This window comes from Reyranella sp. (assembly GCF_036558665.1).
In the GTDB taxonomy this organism is placed as follows: Bacteria; Pseudomonadota; Alphaproteobacteria; order Reyranellales; family Reyranellaceae; genus Reyranella.
On sequence record NZ_DATBFE010000090.1, the window covers coordinates 1 to 17657 of the forward strand.

At 67.0% G+C, this 17657-nt stretch carries 17 protein-coding genes and 1 pseudogene; 7 read left to right on the forward strand and 11 right to left on the reverse strand.

Annotated features, from left to right (window positions below):
- From VH499_RS14540 to VH499_RS14555, 4 genes and pseudogenes are all read left to right on the forward strand, one after another.
- Window positions 1-487: pseudogene (locus VH499_RS14540) on the forward strand (peptide ABC transporter substrate-binding protein); the annotation flags it as partial.
- Complete coding sequence (locus tag VH499_RS14545) at window positions 488-1066, forward strand: GNAT family protein (protein ID WP_332053460.1); 579 nt, start codon at window positions 488-490, stop codon at window positions 1064-1066.
- Between the two features lie 28 nt (window positions 1067-1094).
- Entirely contained in the window at window positions 1095-2075 is a 981-nt protein-coding gene (locus tag VH499_RS14550) for an ABC transporter permease (RefSeq protein ID WP_332053461.1), read from the forward strand.
- Entirely contained in the window at window positions 2072-2977 is a 906-nt protein-coding gene (locus tag VH499_RS14555) for an ABC transporter permease (protein ID WP_332053462.1), read from the forward strand. Before VH499_RS14550 ends, VH499_RS14555 begins: the two co-directional genes overlap by 4 nt.
- On the opposite strand, the gene VH499_RS14560 is transcribed toward VH499_RS14555, so the two are convergent.
- The 8 genes from VH499_RS14560 to VH499_RS14595 all read right to left on the reverse strand — a co-directional run bounded on the left by VH499_RS14560 (window position 2974) and on the right by VH499_RS14595 (window position 11969).
- Window positions 2974-3975 carry a TauD/TfdA family dioxygenase gene (locus VH499_RS14560; RefSeq protein ID WP_332053463.1) on the reverse strand — a complete coding sequence of 334 codons (1002 nt, stop codon included), beginning with the start codon at window positions 3973-3975 and terminating at the stop codon, window positions 2974-2976. The two genes, VH499_RS14555 and VH499_RS14560, sit on opposite strands and share 4 nt — an antisense overlap.
- Window positions 3972-4877, reverse strand: coding sequence for a DUF6671 family protein (locus VH499_RS14565; RefSeq protein ID WP_332053464.1), 906 nt, complete (start codon window positions 4875-4877; stop codon window positions 3972-3974). Before VH499_RS14565 ends, VH499_RS14560 begins: the two co-directional genes overlap by 4 nt.
- Before the next feature lie 30 nt (window positions 4878-4907).
- Window positions 4908-6101: a M20 aminoacylase family protein gene (locus VH499_RS14570; RefSeq protein ID WP_332053465.1), complete on the reverse strand. Its 1194-nt coding sequence runs from the start codon at window positions 6099-6101 to the stop codon at window positions 4908-4910.
- A 112-nt stretch (window positions 6102-6213) separates the two neighbouring features.
- Window positions 6214-7254: an oligopeptide/dipeptide ABC transporter ATP-binding protein gene (locus tag VH499_RS14575; RefSeq protein ID WP_332053466.1), complete on the reverse strand. Its 1041-nt coding sequence runs from the start codon at window positions 7252-7254 to the stop codon at window positions 6214-6216.
- A complete protein-coding gene (locus VH499_RS14580) occupies window positions 7247-8281 on the reverse strand; it encodes an ABC transporter ATP-binding protein (protein WP_332053467.1) in 1035 nt (344 codons plus the stop codon). The genes VH499_RS14575 and VH499_RS14580 overlap by 8 nt, the downstream gene beginning before the upstream one ends.
- Entirely contained in the window at window positions 8281-9216 is a 936-nt protein-coding gene (locus VH499_RS14585; RefSeq protein ID WP_332053468.1) for an ABC transporter permease, read from the reverse strand. The genes VH499_RS14580 and VH499_RS14585 overlap by 1 nt, the downstream gene beginning before the upstream one ends.
- 1 nt (window position 9217) lies before the next feature.
- Window positions 9218-10207, reverse strand: coding sequence for an ABC transporter permease (locus tag VH499_RS14590; protein ID WP_332053469.1), 990 nt, complete (start codon window positions 10205-10207; stop codon window positions 9218-9220).
- Window positions 10208-10352: 145 nt separating this feature from the next.
- Window positions 10353-11969: an ABC transporter substrate-binding protein gene (locus VH499_RS14595; protein WP_332053470.1), complete on the reverse strand. Its 1617-nt coding sequence runs from the start codon at window positions 11967-11969 to the stop codon at window positions 10353-10355.
- A 210-nt stretch (window positions 11970-12179) separates the two neighbouring features.
- Here VH499_RS14595 and VH499_RS14600 point away from each other — a divergent pair, with 210 nt between their 5' ends.
- Window positions 12180-13589, forward strand: a complete 1410-nt coding sequence (locus VH499_RS14600; RefSeq protein ID WP_332053471.1) for an aspartate aminotransferase family protein — start codon at window positions 12180-12182, stop codon at window positions 13587-13589.
- 1 nt (window position 13590) lies between these two features.
- Complete coding sequence (locus VH499_RS14605; RefSeq protein ID WP_332053472.1) at window positions 13591-13944, forward strand: hypothetical protein; 354 nt, start codon at window positions 13591-13593, stop codon at window positions 13942-13944.
- Window positions 13945-13957: 13 nt separating this feature from the next.
- Here the strand turns inward: VH499_RS14605 and VH499_RS14610 are convergent, their stop codons facing one another.
- Both VH499_RS14610 and VH499_RS14615 read right to left on the reverse strand, forming a co-directional pair.
- Entirely contained in the window at window positions 13958-14326 is a 369-nt protein-coding gene (locus VH499_RS14610; protein WP_332053473.1) for a c-type cytochrome, read from the reverse strand.
- A gap of 2 nt (window positions 14327-14328) precedes the next feature.
- Window positions 14329-14907, reverse strand: a complete 579-nt coding sequence (locus VH499_RS14615; RefSeq protein ID WP_332053474.1) for a ferritin-like domain-containing protein — start codon at window positions 14905-14907, stop codon at window positions 14329-14331.
- A 313-nt stretch (window positions 14908-15220) separates the two neighbouring features.
- Between VH499_RS14615 and hemA the strand changes: the two genes are divergently transcribed.
- Complete coding sequence (gene hemA, locus VH499_RS14620; protein ID WP_332053509.1) at window positions 15221-16444, forward strand: 5-aminolevulinate synthase; 1224 nt, start codon at window positions 15221-15223, stop codon at window positions 16442-16444.
- On the opposite strand, the gene VH499_RS14625 is transcribed toward hemA, so the two are convergent.
- A complete protein-coding gene (locus VH499_RS14625; RefSeq protein ID WP_332053475.1) occupies window positions 16445-17650 on the reverse strand; it encodes an MFS transporter in 1206 nt (401 codons plus the stop codon).
- Window positions 17651-17657 lie beyond the last annotated feature (7 nt).

A 17657-nucleotide genomic window follows, 5' to 3' on the forward strand; every position in this document is an offset into this window, starting at 1 on the left:
CACCGCCGGCAACCGCGTGCGCGAGCAGGTGGCGCAGGTGATCCAGAGTCAGCTTCGCCGGGTCGGCATCGAGCTGCGCATCAAGGCCCAGCCGCCGCGCATCTTCTCCGACGCGCTGAACCACCGGCGCTTCACCGGCCTCGCCATGTATGCCTGGGTATCGCGTCCGGAAGGCGTTCCGCGCACCACGTTGCATTCCGAAGAAATTCCCACGGAGAAGAACGGCTGGAGCGGTCAGAACTATCCCGCCTATGCCAATCCCGCCATGGACAAGGCGCTCGATGCCGCCGAACGCGCGCTCGATCCGCACAAGCGCCGCGCCCTGTTCGCCGAGATCCAGCGCTACTACGCCGACGACCTGCCCGTTCTTCCGCTTTACTTCCGCGTCGATCCCTTCGTGATCCCCAGGCAACTCAAGGGCGTGCGGCCGACCGGCCATCTCAACAGCTCGACCCTGTGGGTCGAGCAATGGCGCTGGGAGGGCTAGATGGCGCTCGAGAAAGTGGTCCTCGAGGGCCGCTTCGTGCGGCTGGAACCGCTGCAGGAACGTCACCGCGAGCTGGTGCGGCCGGCCGCGCAGCATCCCGAGATTTTCGCCGTCACGACGTCGGCGTTCGGGCCTCTGTTCGATCCCTATATCGACAACGCGCTTCAGCGGACCGCCGCCGGCAGCGAGCTGGCGTTCGTCGTGCTTCACAAGGCAGAGGCGCGCCCGGTCGGCATGACGCGCTACCTCAACATCGAGGAAGCGCACAGGAGACTCGAGATCGGCTCGACCTGGTACGAGCCGTCGGTATGGGCGGGCATCGTCAATCCCGAGTGCAAGCTCCTGCTCCTGCAGCACGCTTTCGAGCGGCTGAAGTTCAACCGGGTCGAATTCAAGACCGATTTGCGCAACACCCGCAGCCAGTCCGCCATCCGGAAGCTCGGCGCCATGCAGGAAGGCGTCCTGCGCAAGCATATGATCGTCGCGGATGGCTACGTGCGCGACTCGGTCCTCTTCTCCATCGTCGACGAGGACTGGCCCGCCGTCCGGCAAGGCCTCGAGAAGCGGCTCTCGGCATGATCGAATCCGCAGCGCGTGCGCCCCTGCCGTGAGTCGCTACCTGGCGTCCCGGGCGGTGGAGATCGTGGTCACGCTGGCGATCATGAGCCTCGTCGTCTATCTCCTGATCGGATTGATGCCGGGCGATCCCATCGATCTCATGATCTCGGGCGACCCCAAGATGACGAGCGCCGACGCCGCAAGGCTGCGCGCCGTCTATGGCATCGACAAGCCTTTGCTCGACCGCTACCTCGCCTGGGCGCACCAGGCGCTGATCGGCAACTTCGGCTATTCGCGCTCCTTCAACCAGCCGGTACTGGCGGTGCTGGGGCCCCGGCTGCTGAACACCGTCGAGCTCGCCGGCATCGCCTTTTTCCTGGCGATCGGCATCGCCCTGCCGCTCGGCATATGGACCGCCGCCCGGCCGCACAGCCGCGCCGACTATCTGGTCAACCTCTTCTGCTTCGCCGGCATCTCGACGCCGCCTTTCTGGCTGGCGCTGCTGCTGATCACCCTGTTCGCCGTCACGCTGGGCTGGCTGCCGGCCGGCGGCATCGCCGAGCTGCGGGCCGGAACGGGCTGGGCCGCCGCGCTCGGCCAGAAGGTGCGTTTCGCCATCCTCCCCGTGGTCACGCTCGCCCTGGTCCAGCTCGGCACCTACACGCGCTTCATGCGCAGCGCCATGATCGAGGTGCTGCGGCAGGACTACGTGCGCACGGCGCGGGCCAAGGGCGCGTCCGAGCGGCGCGTGCTCCTGGGTCATGCCTTCGTCAATGCGCTCGCGCCCGTCCTGACCGTCCTCGCGCTCTCCTTCGGCGCGCTGTTCTCCGGCGCACTGATCACCGAGACCATGTTCGCCTGGCCCGGCATGGGCAAGATGATCTACCAGGCCATTCTCGACAACGACTACAATCTCGCCCTCGTCGGGCTGCTGATCGCGACCTTTGCCACCATCGCCGGCAATCTGCTGGCCGATCTTGCGCTGGTTTGGATCGATCCGCGCGTCTCGCTCTCGAGCCGCCTGCAATGACCGCGACCAGCCCGACCCTTCTCGTCTGGCGGCGCCTGCTGCGCCATCGCCTGGCCGAGCTTTCCCTGGTCTTCCTGGCCGTCCTGCTCGTGCTGGCGCTCGCCGCGCCACTCATCGCCGCAATGCGCGGCGTCGACCCCACGATGACGGACCTGTTCAGCCGGCTCGAGCCGCCGTCGGCGCGTCATTGGCTGGGCACCGACGAGCTCGGCCGCGATCTCTTCCAGCGCCTGCTCGACGGTGGCCGGATCTCCCTGCTGGCGGGGTTCGCGGGCGCGGCCTTGTCGGCCGTTCTCGGCGCGCTGATCGGCGTGGTCGCCGGCTATCTCGGCGGGCGCCTCGACGGCCTGCTGATGCGCCTCACCGACGGCGTGATCGCCCTGCCGCTGCTTCCGCTTCTGATCGTGCTGGCGGCGATCGATCCCCGCAAGCTCGGGATTCCGCCCGAGGTCGCGCAGTCGGAAACCTTCTCCCTCTACCGCATCGTTGCGATCGTTGCCCTGACCGGCTGGACGACGGTGGCGCGGCTGGTGCGGGCCGAGACCCTGTCGCTCAAGGCGCGCGACTTCGCGCGGGCGGCGCAGGCCCTCGGGGCTCCTCCGATGCGCATCATGTTCCGTCACATCCTGCCCAACGCGGCCGGCTCGCTCGTGGTCGCGACAACGATGTCGATCGGCAGCCTGATCCTGCTCGAATCGACGCTCTCCTTCCTCGGCCTCGGCACGCAGCCGCCGGCGGCCAGTTGGGGCAACATGCTGGCCGGCGCGCAGGACCTGCTGCGCGAGGCGCCCATGCTGGCGGTATGGCCGGGCCTGATGATCTTCCTGACCGTCATCGCCTTCAACTTTCTGGGCGACGGGCTACAGGAAGCGCTCGATCCGCGCAGCGAGCGGCGCCTCTAGGCCGTTGCGGTTTCCTGCGGGATCCAGCTCCGGCGCTCGCCGGCATAGATCGCGCCCGGATTGCCGCGCACCGTCGTGCGCCACATCAGCCGGCGCTCCCTGTCGGCGTCGTACCACGTGGCGCTGTGGATCAGGCAGCGATTGTCCCAGACGAGAAGATCGCCTTCGGTCCATTCGTGGACATAGACGAATTCCGGTCGCGTGTAGTGGCTCATCAGCTCGTCCAGCAGCGCGGCCCCGTCGCCGTGCGGGCCCGGCTGCATGCCGACGAAGGGTCCGTCGAACCAGTCCATCTGACCGTATTCGCAGAGATAAAGAGCGCGCTGTCCGGTGACCGGATGGGTCCGCACGACGGGCTGCGGCTGCGACCGTTCGTGCGGCGCGAACGGGCGCGGCGTCTTGCCGGCCAGCGCGTCCTTGCGGCCGCGGCCCGTGCCCGGCTGGGCGTGCAGCCCCTGCAGCGTGTCGACCCTCGCCTTGAGACGGGTTGGCAGGGCTTCGTAGGCGAGGATGCCGCTCGCGAACAGGGTCTGGCCGCGGCTGCGGTCGACCGGCATGACGGCATAGAAAAGCGAGATATCGGGCGGCGGCCGTCGATAGCTCTGGTCGGTATGCCAGCCCGTGCGATGCGGATATTGCACCGGCAGCCCACCGTCGACCGTCAGCGGCGGGTCCGGTTGCGCAGGCGGCGGCCGCGCGCCCGGGACGGTGTTGGTGACGAGAAAGATCTCGGGCTGCGTTTCATGCACCACGTGTCGCCCGGTCAGCAGGTGCCGGTAGTCCTCCACTTCCGGTCCGAACAGGCGGCTGAGCTGCACCAACAAGCCGGGCTCGCGGCTGATCTCCTTCAATCCCGGAATCAACAACAGGCCGCCGGCTTCAGCCAGGATCTGCGGCAGGCCCCGGGGCAGCTCGCTCGCAAGCGGCCGGGCAAGCCTTGCCGTGGCACCGAACGCCGCTTTCGGCAGAGGACGGGTCGTTTCGATCGATGCGCTCATCCTGTCCTTCCTGTGGTCTCTCCACTCGCGGTGGAGGACACCACCGATCGGTTGCGACAGGCCTTGCAGGAAAGCCGCGGTGCGGTTCGCCGGCCGTCGTTGCGCAGGCGGACGACAGCATGGCCGCAGCAGGAACAGCCGTCGATCTCGAAGTCGATCCAATGGGTGGGATCGCCGCATGCCTCGCAGGGCAGGCCGCGCCGCGACAGCAGATGGCCGAAGCCCGGCGCTCCGCATTTCGGGCACAGAGTCGCGAGCCGCCTGGCAAGCTTCCAGGCGAGCGCGCGCAGTACTTTCATCCGCATCGGATTGCGGTGTGCGCGCATGTCGGCGACCACCAGCGCCTTGCCGTCGGCCGACCGTCTCGCCTCGCGATCGACGGCCGCCACGACCTCGTCGAGGTTCGTCAGGTCCTTGACCGGATGATCGCCCGAGCTGCCGGAGATCACGAACACGCCATAGTCGGGAAAGCCCAGCGACTTCACCGCCTTCGAAACGGAGGGATCGCCGGCTTCGAAGCTCATCAGGCGCCAGTTGGTGCGGTGTGTCGCCAGCGTCTCGACCACGCGCATGCCGCGCTTGCGATCGACGAAGGCCATGATCTCCATGCCGCCGGGAGTGAGCGGCAGGCGATCGATTGGCCCGTAGCTTCCTTCGCTGGCCACCGCGCAGTCGACGTCCATGGTGCGGAAGACCAGCTCGGCCTTCATCAGCGACGTCTCGACCAGCGCATCGGGCCGCGGTACCTCGCCGGAAAAGGTCCCCAGCTTGTCGGTGTCGAGATCGGGCGCGACGACGACCGTGGCATCCATCAGACGACGGAATGGAGGGGCGACGGCGCGTTCCTTGGCGTGGATTGTCGCAAGACCGATGCGGTCGCCGGCGTAAGGATGGACTGACACGGTTACGACAAGTCTTGTCCGACGCGAATCCTATTCCGCGGCCTGAGGCACGGCCTGACGCGCGAGCTGCTGCTCAACCAGGGTCGCCCAGTACGAGGCCCCGACCGGCAGGATCTCGTCGTTGAAGTCATAGCCCGGATTGTGGACCATGCAGCTTCCCTCGCCGTCGCCGTTGCCGATCCAGATGTAGCAACCGGGCTTCTTCAGCAGCATCCAGGCGAAGTCCTCGCTGCCCATGGCCGGCGTCGGATTGCGGTTGACGTTGTCCGCCCCGACCAGCGCGGTCGCGGCCTGCGCCGCGAACTCGGTCTCCTGCGGGCTGTTCACCGTGGCGGGATAGCGGCGCTCGTATCGCCACCTGGTGACTTCGGCGCCGAAACCCGCGGCCACGTTGCGCGCGATCTTCTCGATCTGCCTCTCGATCAGGTCCTGCACCGGCTTCTTGAAGGTGCGCACGGTGCCCCGCAGCGCGCATTCCTGCGGGATCACGTTCCAGGTATCGCCCGCATGGATCTGTGTCGTGGAGACCACGGCGGTATCCATGGGATCGACGTTGCGCGCCACGATCGACTGCAGCGCGGTCACGATGTGGGCGCCAACCACCACCGGATCGATGCCGTGATGGGGCATCGCGCCGTGGGCGCCCACGCCCTTCACCACGATCTCGAAGACATCGTAGGCCGCCATCATCGGGCCCGGCCTGACCGCGAAGCGGCCGACCGGAATGCCCGGAATATTATGCATGCCGTAGACGCCCTCGCAGGGAAACTTCTCGAACAGCCCCTCTTCCACCATGACCCGGCCGCCGCCCTCGTTCTCCTCGGCCGGCTGGAAGATGAAGTGGACGGTGCCGTCGAAGTTCCGGGTCTCGGACAGGTACTTGGCCGCCCCCAGCAGCATCACCGTGTGGCCGTCGTGGCCGCAGGCGTGCATCTTGCCCGGAATGGTCGACTTGTGGCCGAAGTCGTTGGTCTCATGCACATCGAGCGCATCCATGTCGGCGCGCAGGCCGATCGCGCGCTTGGAGGTGCCGCAGCGAAGCACGCCCACGACGCCGGTCCTGGCGAGACCGCGATGCACCTCGAGACCGAACTGCTTCAGCTTGTCCGCGACGATATCGGCCGTCCGCACTTCCTCGAAGGCCGTTTCGGGATGGCTGTGGATGTCGTGCCGCCACGCCGTCATGTCCTTGTGAAACGAAGCGATGCGGTTGATAACCGGCATGGAATTCTCCAAAAAATATAGGCGCGGATCGTAAGCGCCCGTCCCGAGGGGTCAAGCACGGCCGGCATGCGGCGGCGCACATCATGCTCCCTGCTGCCAATTGCCGCGACCCCTAGCGTGAATTGGCATAGCTGCGCTGCTCGATCGCCAGCCGTCCTTCCTCGATGGCATGGCAGGCCACCGCTCCGCCTTCGACCGGCAGCAACTGCGGGCGCTCGACCGTGCAGCGTTCGTTGGCGAACGGGCAGCGCGGATGAAAGCTGCAGCCGGACGGCGGATCGATCGGGCTCGGCACCTCGCCGGCGACGGGCACGCGCCGGCGGCCGGTCATGTCGAGATCGGGAATCGTGTCGAGCAGCATGCGCGTATAGGGGTGCTTGGGCCGCCCGAACAGCGTGTCGGTCGGCGCCTGCTCGACAAGGCGACCGAGATACATGACGCCGACGCGCGTCGAGATGTGATAGACGACGGCAAGGTTGTGCGAGATGAACAGGTAGGTCAGGCCGAAGCGCCGTTGCAGATCCATCATCAGGTTCAGAATCTGCGCCTGCACCGAGACGTCGAGCGCCGATGTCGGCTCGTCGCATACCAGGAATTCCGGCCGGCTGGCGAGCGCGCGCGCGATCGAGATGCGCTGGCGCTGGCCGCCCGAGAACTCGTGCGGATATTTGCGTCCGTCGGCCGGCGTCAGCCGCACCTGGCGCAGGAGGTCGCCGACCTGTTTCTCGAGGTCGGCCTTGCCGGCGGCGAGGCCGAAGGCCCGGATCGGCTCGGCGATGATGTCGAACACGCGCCAGCGCGGATTGAGGCTGGCATACGGATCCTGGAAGATCATCTGCAGGCGACGGCGCAGGGCCGCGTCATGCGCGCGCCCGCGGCGCAGCGCGATATCGCTGCCATCGAAGGCGATTCGACCGGCGGTCGGTGCGTAGAGCCCCACCACCAGGCGCGCCACCGTCGACTTGCCGCAACCCGATTCGCCGACGAGCGAGAAGGTCTCGCCTTTGGCGATGTCGATATCGATGCCGTCGACGGCCTGGACGATTTGCCGGCCGCTTCCCTCCAGCAGCCGGACCAGCCAGGGCGGCGAGACGTCGAAATGGCGCTTCAGTCCCTCGATCTGGACGAACGGCTTGCCGCCTCCGTCAGGCATCGACCAGCTCCCCGGTGACGGCGCCGCCGACGCCCTTCGGATCGTGCAACCAGCAGGCGGCGCGGCCGGCGCCCGCCGGCATCAGATCGGGCCGTTCGACCAGGCAGCGCCGGCCGCGATGTCGGCAGCGCGGGTTGAAGGCGCAGCCTTGCGGGATCTCGGTGAGGCGCGGCATCGTGCCGTCGATCTGGGTCAGCCGCTCGGTGCGATGGCCGAGGCTGGGGATCGAGCCCATCAGACCCTCGGTATAGGGATGCCGGGCCTGCTTGATCACCTCGCGCACCGGTCCGATCTCGGCAATGCGACCGGCATACATCACCGCCACCCGGTCCGCCGTCTCGGCGATCACGCCCATGTCGTGCGTCACCAGCATCACCGCGGTGCCATGGTCCCGGCACAGGCGCTTCAGAAGCGCGATCACCTGGGCCTGGATCGAAACGTCGAGCGCGGTGGTCGGCTCGTCGGCCACGATCAGCCTCGGACCGGCGCATAGCGCGAGCGCGATCACCACCCGCTGACGCATGCCGCCCGAGAACTGGTGCGGATAGTGATCGATGCGCTGCTCCGCCCCGGGGATGCCGACCTCCTTCAGGAGATCGATGGCGCGCGTGCGCGCTTGCCCGGCCGACATCGGCAGATGGGTCTGGATAGTCTCGACGAGCTGCCGGCCGACCGAGTAGAGCGGATTGAGGCTGGTCAGCGGATCCTGGAAGATGGCGCCGACCTGCGCGCCGCGCACCTTGCGCATTTCCTCGTAGGGAAGATTGTCGATGCGCCGTCCCTCGAGCCGGATCTCGCCATCCGCGATGCGCCCCGGCGGCTCGAGCAGCCCGATGATCGCGTTGCCGGTGAGCGACTTGCCCGCGCCCGACTCACCCACCACGCCCAGCACCTCGCCCGCCGCAATGTCGAACGACACGTCGTCGACCGCCAGCAGCGTGCCGCGCCGCGTCGGGAACTCGATGCGCAGGTTCCTCACGTCGAGAAGCGGAGCGTTGCCCGGCACGGATCCGACCACGTCCGCCATCAGCGCAGCTTCGGATTGAGGGCGTCGCGCATCCAGTCGCCCAGGAGGTTCACCGCCAGGACCAGGATGGCGAGCGTGATGCCGGGAAACACGGTGATCCACCATTCGCCGGACTGCAGCAGCTCGTTGCCGAGCCGGATCAGCGTGCCGAGCGACGGCTGGGTCGAGGGCAGGCCGACGCCGAGGAAGGAGAGAGTGGCCTCGGTAATGATGGCGAGCCCGAGATTGATGGTGGCGATCACCAGCACCGGCCCGGTGACGTTGGGCAGCACGTGCCGCACCATGATGACCACCGGCGAGAGGCCGATCACGCGTGCCGCCTGGACATATTCCTTGTTCTTCTCCACCAGCACCGACCCGCGCACGGTTCGCGCGTACTGCACCCAGAACGACAGCCCGATGGCGCCGATGATCACGAAGGTCGCGATCTCGTCGTGGCGCTCGGAGGAGATCAGGCCACGCACCAGGCCGTCGATCAGCAGCGCCACGAGGATCGCGGGAAAGGTGAGCTGGACGTCGGCGATGCGCATGATCACGGCGTCGATGGTGCCGCCGAAATATCCGCTCACCAGGCCGAGCCCGATGCCGAGCACCATCGCCACTGCCACCGACGCGAAGCCGACAATCAGCGACAGCCGCGTGCCGTACATGATCGATGACAGGACATCCCTGCCCTGATCGTCGGTGCCGAGCGGAAAGCTCCAGTCGCCGTCGGGCGACAGCAGCACCGGCGGCTTGAGGCCGTCGCTGAGGCTCAGCGTGCCCGGATCGAAAGGCGTGTGCGGGGCGATCGCCGGCGCCAGGAAGGCCATGGCGACGATCAGCAGCGTCACGAGGGCCGCGATCACGGTGGTCGCCGACGACTTGAAGCTCCACCAGATGTCGCTGTCGGCCGCGTGGTGCAGCCAGGCGCCGATGGCCGTGCGGGTCGCCATGTCAGTGCGCACCGGCACGCAGGCCGATCTGGCCGCGCAGCCGGGGATCGACGACGAAGTAGAGCAGATCGACCGCCAGATTGATGATCACGAAGAACAGCCCGATCAGCATCAGGTACGCCGCCATCACCGGTATGTCGGAGAACTGCACCGACTGGATGAAGAGCTGGCCGACGCCCGGCCAGGCAAACACCGTCTCGGTGACGAGCGCGAAGGCGATCAGCGAGCCGAGCTGCAGGCCGGTGACGGTGATCACCGGCACCAGCGTGTTCTTCAGCGCATGGCCGAAGTTGATCGCCCGGTTGGTGAGGCCGCGGGCGCGGGCAAACTTGATGTAGTCGGTGCGCATCACCTCCAGCATCTCGGAGCGCACCAGGCGCATCAGCAGGGTGAGCTGGAACAGGCCGAGCGTGATCGACGGCAGGATCAGCGCCTCGAGTCCCTTCCAGCGCAGGAAGTTCGTCGTCCACCAGCCGATGGTCACGGTCTCGCCGCGGCCGAACGACGGCAGCCAGCGCAGGATGACCGAAAAGAACAGGATGAGCAGGATGCCGATCAGGAAGGTCGGCAGCGAGACCCCGATCAGCGAGATCGCCTGCAGCGCCCGGCTCGTCCAGTGCCGCGGGTAGAGCCCGGTGTAGACGCCCATCGGCACCCCGACCAGCAGGGCGAACAGTGCCGCGCAGAAGGACAGCTCGAGGGTTGCCGGCAGGCGCTCCAGGATCATGCGGTTCACCGGCTCGGAGGTGCGGTAGCTCAGCCCGAACTGGCCGCGCGCCGCGTTGGCGATGAAATGCACGAACTGGACCGGCGCGGGATCGTTGAGGCCGAGCTTCTGGCGCAACGCTTCGCGCTCGACCGCCGGCGTGTCCTGGCCGACCATGGCGTTGATCGGGTCGCCGACATAGCGAAAGAGGAAAAACGACACCAGGCCGACCGCCAGCAGCACGGCCACGGATTGCATCAGGCGTCTCAGGATGAAGGCGAGCATTTCGCGTCAGTGTGGGCCTGTTCCTCCCCTTGAACGGGGAGGTGGCTGCAGACCGGCGGGGTCGGCCTCCATCGTCGCTGGCCTCCGAACCCCTCCGCCCCTGCGGGGCACCTCCCCGGAGGACCGGGGAGGATGATTGCAATCGCTATTTCATGGTCACGAAGCGCAGCGGGAACGTGTTGTCGGCCGGCTGGACCAGATCGACATTCTTGCGCATCGCCCACACCAGCGCCTGCTGGTGCAGGGGAATGTAGGCATAGTCGTCGAGGTAGATCTTGGTGGCCTCGTGGATCATGGCATCGCGCTTGGCCTTGTCGGTCTCGACCTCGATCTTGTCAGTCAGCTCGTCGAATTTCTTGTTCGAGTAGCCGCCGACGTTGTAGAGGCCCTTCTTGCGCTTGATGTCCGGCGTCTCGATGAGATTCTCGAAGACGTTGTGCACGTCGTAGGTCGTCGCCGGCGACCAGCCCAGCATGAAGAAGCTGGTCTTGTTCGGCTTGCCGTCGCTGGTGCTGCGCAGGATCTTGGCGAAGAAGAGGTTTCGGGTCTGGGCCCTGAGGTTCACCTTCACGCCGATCTTGGCCAGCATCGACACGACCGCCTGGCAGATCTTCTCGTCGTTGACGTAGCGGTCGTTGGGGCAGTCCATGCCGACCTCGAAGCCGTCCGGATAGCCGGCCTCGGCGAGCAGCTTCTTGGCCGCCTCCGGCTTGAGAAGCGACGGCCGCTTGTCGAGATCCTTGGTGTAGCCGTTGATGCCCGGCGCGACCATGAGGGCGGTCGGGAACGATTGCCCGCGCATCACGGTACGCTTGATCGCGTCGACGTCGATCGAGCGGTACATCGCCTCGCGCACGCGCTTGTCCTTGAACGGGTTCTTGCCCTTGACGTTGGACTCGACCAGCTCGTCGCGCTCCTCGTCGAAGCCGAGATAGACGATGCGCGTCTCGGGACCTTCCAGCACCTTGATGTTCGGATCCCTCTTGAGGTTCTCGGTGTCGGCCGGCGGCACCTCGTAGGTCATGTCGATGTCGCCCGCCTTGAGTGCCGCGATGCGCGTGGCCGCGTTGGGAACGGGCGTGAAGATCACCTCGGTCAGGTTGTGGACCGGCTTGTCCCACCACGTCGGGTTCTGGACCAGCACGGTCTTCTCGCCCGCGCGGCGCTCCTTGAGCATGAAAGGGCCGGTACCCATGGCATTGCGGGTCGCGTAGTTCTCCTCGTTCTTGATCATGTCCGCGGCATGGACGGCGTTGTTCTTCTCGCACCATGCCTTGGACATGATGCCGATCGACTGCCACTTGTCCGCCAGCAGCGGATCGGGAACGGTGGTCTCCACCTCGACGCGAAGATCGTTGACCTTCCTGATCTCCTTCAGGGTCGAGAAGTTGCCGTTCATGTTCGATCCCGGCCCGTTGGCGCGGTTGACGGAGAACACCACGTCGTCCGCGGTGAAGGGTGTGCCGTCGCTGAACTTCACGTCAGGCCGCAGGTCGAAGTACCAGTGGGTGGGATCGGTCTGGCCCCACTTCACGGCCAGCGCCGGCTCGAGCTTCAGGTTCTTGTCGCGGCGGGTCAGCCCTTCATAGATGTTGGCCGTGAAGGTCAGCAGGAAGGTCTCCTGCCGCGCGTAAGGGTCCATCGAACTCACGTCGCCCGAATTGGCCCAGCGGAACGTCTTGGCGTCCGCCGTCGGGGCGAGCGCGAAACCGGCGAAGACGACGGCCGTCAACGCCATGGAATGCCGCAAACTGAACTTCATCCTCTAGTCCCCTCCAGAGCGCCGGCCGCCTGACTGGCAAAAGACTCCCCGCAGCGGCCTGTGCATCGGCGCATAGCTGGCAAACTGCACTGGCGCTGTGGTCGCGTCAATTCCACAAAATATTTCACGCCGGGGGCCAATAGACATCCGTTGGACAGGCTCCGGACGGCCACCTATCGTGCCTTCTCGCTATTCCGTGCAGGTGCAGCCATGAACGACGTCTCCCGCAGCTTCCGGGGCAATTCCAACGCCGCCCGCGATATCGCCCACCACCTCCATCCCTATACGAACTTCAAGAAGCACGAGGCTTCGGGGCCGCTGACGATCGTGCGCGGCCGCGGCGTTTACGTCACCGACGACGACGGCAAGGAGTACATCGAGGGCATGGCCGGCCTGTGGTCGGCGGCACTGGGCTTCAGCAACGAGCGGCTGGCGACGGTCGCCTACGAGCAGATGAAGCAGCTGCCCTTCTACCATGCGTTCAATCAGCGCAGCCACGAGCCCGCCATCAACCTGGCCGAGAAGCTGAAGCAGATGGCGCCGGTGGAGATGTCGAAGGTGTTCTTCGCCAACTCCGGCTCCGAGGCCAACGACACCGTCGTCAAGATGGTGTGGTACATGAACAATGCGCTCGGCCGGCCGAACAAGAAGAAGATCGTCTCGCGCCTCAAGGGATATCACGGCGTCACCGTGGCGTCGGCGAGCCTGACCGGCCTGCCCAACAATCACCGATCCTTCGACCTGCCGATCCCGGGCATCCTGCATGCCAGCTGCCCGCACTACTACCGGTTCGCCAAGGACGGCGAGACCGAGGAGCAGTTTGCCGCGCGCTGCGCCGAGGAGCTGGAGCAGCTCATTCTCAGGGAAGGCGGCGCGGACCATGTCGCGGCCATGATCTGCGAGCCGGTCATGGGGGCGGGCGGCGTCATCGTGCCGCCCAAGGGCTACTACGAGAAGATCCAGGCGGTGTGCCGCAAGTACGACATGCTGTTCGTCGCCGACGAGGTGATCTGCGGCTTCGGCCGGACCGGCAATGTCTGGGGCTGCCAGACCCTCGACATCAAGCCGGACATCCTCACCTGCGCCAAGGCCCTGTCGGCCTCGTTCCTGCCGATCTCGGCAGTGATGGTGAACGACAAGGTCTACCAGGCGCTGATGAGCGAGAGCGACAAGATCGGCACCTGGGGCCACGGCTTCACCTATTCGGGTCATCCGGTGGCCGCGGCCGTCGCGCTCGAGGCGCAGAAGATCTACGACGAGATCGACCTGTTCGGCCACGCCAGGCGCATGAGCCCCGTCTTCGGCAAGCATATCCAGTCCTTCGCCGGCCATCCGCTGGTCGGCGAGGCGATGAGCGTGGGCATGGTGGGTGCGCTCGAGATCGTCGCCGACAAGAAGACCAAGGCACCGTTCGATCTGGTCGCGGTGGGCGCCGGCAACCGCGTGTACAACCACGCCGTCGAGCGCGGCCTGTTCGTCCGCAACATGGGCGATCGCGTCGCCATCTGCCCGCCGCTGATCATCAACGAGAGCGAGCTCGGCGACCTGTTCGGCCGGCTGCGTCAGGCGCTGGACGCCACCGTGGCCGATCTCCGTTCGGAAGGGCTGTTCAAGGGCTGACGTGGCCGATCCGGCGGCACAGGCGGATGGGCGTCCGGACTGGACGCCGCCTCTCGGCACCAACGAGCGCATCCGCAACCGGGCGATCTGGGCGGTGACGCTGTTCGCGGCATCCGTCATTCCCACGATCGTCGGTCTCAGCGGGATCATGGGCGCCCGCGACGAGTTCAACATCGCCCTGGTCTTTGCCCTCGCCTTCTGGCTGGGCGGCGTCCTGATGGCCCTGTGGGCGGCCTTGCCTACCTTGCGCTATTGGGAAGGCCTGCCGGCGCAGACGCGATGGCTGGGCGCTCTGCCCCTGCTCACCATCTCCCTGTTCCTGAGTGCCGCCCTGATTGCGGCCGCCGTCACCTGAAAGGTCGCCGCCGTCACCGTCCGGACTGTTGCCGAAGGTAGGCGATGATATCGGTTCGGTCCTCCGCTGCGGATATCCGGAAGTTCATGCGCTGGCCGGGGATGAGCCGCTGGGGATCGGTGAGCCAGGCGTCGAGCGTCTTTCCTTCCCAGACGACGCCGGAATTCCTGACCGCCGCCGAGTAGTTGAAGTTGGGCGCGGTCCCGGCCTTGCGGCCGTAGACGCCGCGATGGGCCGGCCCGACCCGGTTGGCGTCGAGCGAATGACACCCGCCGCAGCGCGACTCGTAGAGTTCCTTGCCGCGTCCGGGATCGGCCGCAGCGGCGTCGGCCGCTGCGGCTGCGCTCAGGATCGCGGCAGAGAGCACGGCCTGCCGGATCATGGTCAGGCGCCAAAGGTCAGGGCACTTGCGGGCAGCGAGTCGTTGAGCACCTGTGTCAGCACCGTCCAGTGCATCGCCTCGTCGGCGGCGAGCCGTGCCGAGACCTGCGCCAGCGCCTTGTCGCTGAACGACGGAATGACGCCGATATAGGCGTTCGCCGCACCCTTCTCGAGCCGCTGTGCCAGGCGAAGCACGTCGACCTGCGTCTTCAGGGCCGCCGCATTCAGCGCCTGCGCCACCTCGGCATCGCTTTTCGCCGCCACCGGCATGCCGCCCAGCTTGCGGATGGTCGCGATCAGGGCGTCGCGATGTCCCTTGTGATGCGACTGGAAGCGCACCGCCACCTCGAGCACCGGCTTCTGCAGGAGATCGCTTGCGGCACCGACCTGATAGGCGCTGATCGCCTCGTGCTCGAGGCCGAGCGCCGTGTTCAATATGCCGACATCGCCTGCGCTGTTACTGGTCTGCGCAGCGGCCATTTTCTCGCAGCCGGCGAGCAACGCGACGGCCGATGCCGACAGGACGGTCACGCCCGATGCACGCAGGAATCGGCGACGATGCTGATCGATGATCCGGGACATGGATTTCTCCTCGTTCTGGGGACGGAGCGAAACCAGCGTTCCGCTCTCGACCGCACCTACGCGCCGAACAGAACCGGCGGATGTATGGAGCCGGCGTCACGTGCGCGTGATGGCTTTGGATGATTGCCCGCAACAGTTCGCGAGCCGGCAATCCGACGAGGCCGGCCCGACGTATCGCAGCGCTCCGATCGCGGGCTGTTCAGTTGCGAACCACTCGCAGTCGAAAGACGGCCACGGAATCGTGTCGTCCGCGACCAAAATGCGCCTGATGGTACGTCGGAAGGCGACTAAGATCGGCAGCGCAGTGACCAGCATGAACTACGAAGTTTTTTTTGCCGACCATCTCGACCGCTTGCGCGGCGAAGGTCGCTATCGCGTCTTCGCCGAGCTGGAGCGCATCGTCGGCGCCTTCCCGCGAGCGCGGCTGCACCGCGACGGAATGCCGGCACGCGACGTCACGGTGTGGTGCAGCAACGACTATCTCGCCATGGGCCAGCATCCGGCGGTGCTCGAGGCGATGCAGGCAGCGCTCGGAGCCCAGGGCTCGGGGGCCGGCGGCACGCGCAATATCTCGGGCACCAACACCTTGCACGCCGCCCTCGAGCGCGAGCTGGCGGCCCTGCATGGCAAGGATGCCGCCCTGGTGTTCACCTCGGGCTACGTCGCCAACGAAACCACCTTGCAGACGCTTGGCGCTCTCCTGCCCGGTTGCGAGCTCTATTCCGACGCCTTCAACCACGCCTCGATGATCGCGGGCATCCGCCACTCCGGCGCGGTGCGCAGGATCTTCCGCCACAACGACCTTCGCCATCTCGAGGAGCTGCTGGCGGCCGCCGATCCCGCGACGCCCAAGATCGTGGCGTTCGAGTCGGTCTATTCCATGGACGGCGACATCTCGCCGATCGGCGAGATCTGCGACATCGCGCACCGCCACGGGGCGCTCACCTATCTCGACGAGGTCCATGCCGTCGGCATGTATGGCGCACGCGGCGGCGGCGTCGCCGAACGCGACGGCGTGCTCGCCAGGGTCGACATCGTGCAGGGCACGCTGGCCAAGGCCTTCGGCGTCGTCGGCGGCTACATCGCATCGACCGCGGCGACCGTCGACTTCGTGCGTTCCTGTGGCGCCGGCTTCATCTTCACGACGTCGCTGCCGCCCGCCATCGCCGCCGCCGCGCTGGCAAGCATTCGCCATGTCAGCGGCCATCCCGAGCTGCGCGTGCGCCATCAGGAGCGCGCGGCGACGCTCAAGCGCCGTCTCGCCGCCGCCGGCCTGCCGGTCATGCCGTCGGCGAGCCACATCGTGCCCGTGTCTGTCGGCGACGCCGCCCTCTGCAAGCAGGCGAGCGACCTGCTGCTCGACCGCCACGGCATCTATGTCCAGCCGATCAACTATCCGACGGTGCCGCGCGGCACGGAGCGTCTGCGGCTGACGCCGACGCCGATGCACTCCGACGAGCACATGACCCGCCTGGTCGCGGCGCTGCAGGACGTCTGGCAGACGCTCGGGCTCGGCCGACGGGCTGCCGCCGAGTAGCTATTCCACCGTCCGCATCGACCACAGCGCGGAGCGCAACAGGACCGCCGCGATCAGCAGCACCATGGCGATGGCGGGCACCAGCATCGCCATTTGTATGCCCCAGACCGCGCAGATCGATCCGGTAACGAAGGCGCCGATCGGGCCGCCGCCGCCCAATCCCAGCTGAAACAGCGACAGCAGGCGCGCGCGATGCGTCGCCGGCGCCACGATCTGCACCACGGTTCGGCTCTGCGTCATGGTGATGCCGGCGCCGATCCCCCAGACGAAGTTGAGCGCCACGAAGACGGGAAACGAGGGCAAGGTCGCGAGCAAGCCGAGGATCACGGCGCCCGCCATGACAGCGCCGCCGATCAGCCTGCCGCGCAGGGTGAGCCTTCGCGCCAGTCCGGCAAAGGCGATGCTGGCAATGATCGTGGCGGCCCAGAAAGCGAGATTGGCGTAGGCAAGATCAGCGGCGCCGCCGTGGTAATGATCGCGCACGGCGAGCGGCAGGACAGCCATGAACGGTCCGACATAGAAGACGCCCACCCCGAAATTGAGCAGCAGCACCGGCCAGATCTGGTCCGACTTCGCCGCCGCCGCCAGGCCTTCGCCCACGCTGCGCCAGAAACCGGAACTCTCCGCGGCCGGATGCGGCGGCGGATCGGGTAATCGCCAGACCGCTGCCGTCCCCAATAGCACCAGCGCCGCTTGCAACACGAGCAACGGCACCGCACCCGAACGATCAGCCAGCGAGGCGCAGGCGATGCCGACGAGCTGCCCGCCGAATTGCAGCGCCGTCGCCAGCGCCACCGCGCGCGGCAGGCCGACGTCGGTGGCGATGTGCGGCAGCAGCGCGTCGCGTGTCGGCACGGCAAAGGCGCTGATCGAGCCCGCCGCCAGCGCGTAGGCGATCAGGAGAGGATAACTGAGGCCGTCCGCGAGCAGGACCACGGCGAGCGCGAGAGGCGGCGCCGCGTAGATCAGGTGATAGCGCAGCAGCAGGCGCCGCGGATTGCCGCGGTCTGCCACCGAGCCGCCCAGCGGCAGGAACAGGAGCGACGGCGCCATGATCGCGGTCTGGGCCACGCCGACGGCGAAAGCGTCCATGCGCAGCACGACCGCGACCAGCCAGGGGAACAGCACCATCTGGATGCCGAGCGGCACGAACCAGCTGGCAAGGCCCGCCAGATAGGCCGGGAAGGCGAGCCCGTGAGGCGACACGCCAAGT

Excerpts from the sequence above, each read along its gene's own strand:
- VH499_RS14545 (WP_332053460.1), top strand. The coding sequence starts at position 488 with ATGGCGCTCGAGAAAGTGGTCCTCGAGGGCCGCTTCGTGCGGCTGGAA.
- VH499_RS14555 (WP_332053462.1), top strand. The coding sequence starts at position 2,072 with ATGACCGCGACCAGCCCGACCCTTCTCGTCTGGCGGCGCCTGCTGCGC.
- VH499_RS14560 (WP_332053463.1), bottom strand. The coding sequence starts at position 3,975 with ATGAGCGCATCGATCGAAACGACCCGTCCTCTGCCGAAAGCGGCGTTC.
- VH499_RS14570 (WP_332053465.1), bottom strand. The coding sequence starts at position 6,101 with ATGCCGGTTATCAACCGCATCGCTTCGTTTCACAAGGACATGACGGCG.
- VH499_RS14575 (WP_332053466.1), bottom strand. The coding sequence starts at position 7,254 with ATGCCTGACGGAGGCGGCAAGCCGTTCGTCCAGATCGAGGGACTGAAG.
- VH499_RS14580 (WP_332053467.1), bottom strand. The coding sequence starts at position 8,281 with ATGGCGGACGTGGTCGGATCCGTGCCGGGCAACGCTCCGCTTCTCGAC.
- VH499_RS14585 (WP_332053468.1), bottom strand. The coding sequence starts at position 9,216 with ATGGCGACCCGCACGGCCATCGGCGCCTGGCTGCACCACGCGGCCGAC.
- VH499_RS14590 (WP_332053469.1), bottom strand. The coding sequence starts at position 10,207 with ATGCTCGCCTTCATCCTGAGACGCCTGATGCAATCCGTGGCCGTGCTG.
- VH499_RS14595 (WP_332053470.1), bottom strand. The coding sequence starts at position 11,969 with ATGAAGTTCAGTTTGCGGCATTCCATGGCGTTGACGGCCGTCGTCTTC.
- VH499_RS14600 (WP_332053471.1), top strand. The coding sequence starts at position 12,180 with ATGAACGACGTCTCCCGCAGCTTCCGGGGCAATTCCAACGCCGCCCGC.
- VH499_RS14610 (WP_332053473.1), bottom strand. The coding sequence starts at position 14,326 with ATGATCCGGCAGGCCGTGCTCTCTGCCGCGATCCTGAGCGCAGCCGCA.
- VH499_RS14615 (WP_332053474.1), bottom strand. The coding sequence starts at position 14,907 with ATGTCCCGGATCATCGATCAGCATCGTCGCCGATTCCTGCGTGCATCG.
- hemA (WP_332053509.1), top strand. The coding sequence starts at position 15,221 with ATGAACTACGAAGTTTTTTTTGCCGACCATCTCGACCGCTTGCGCGGC.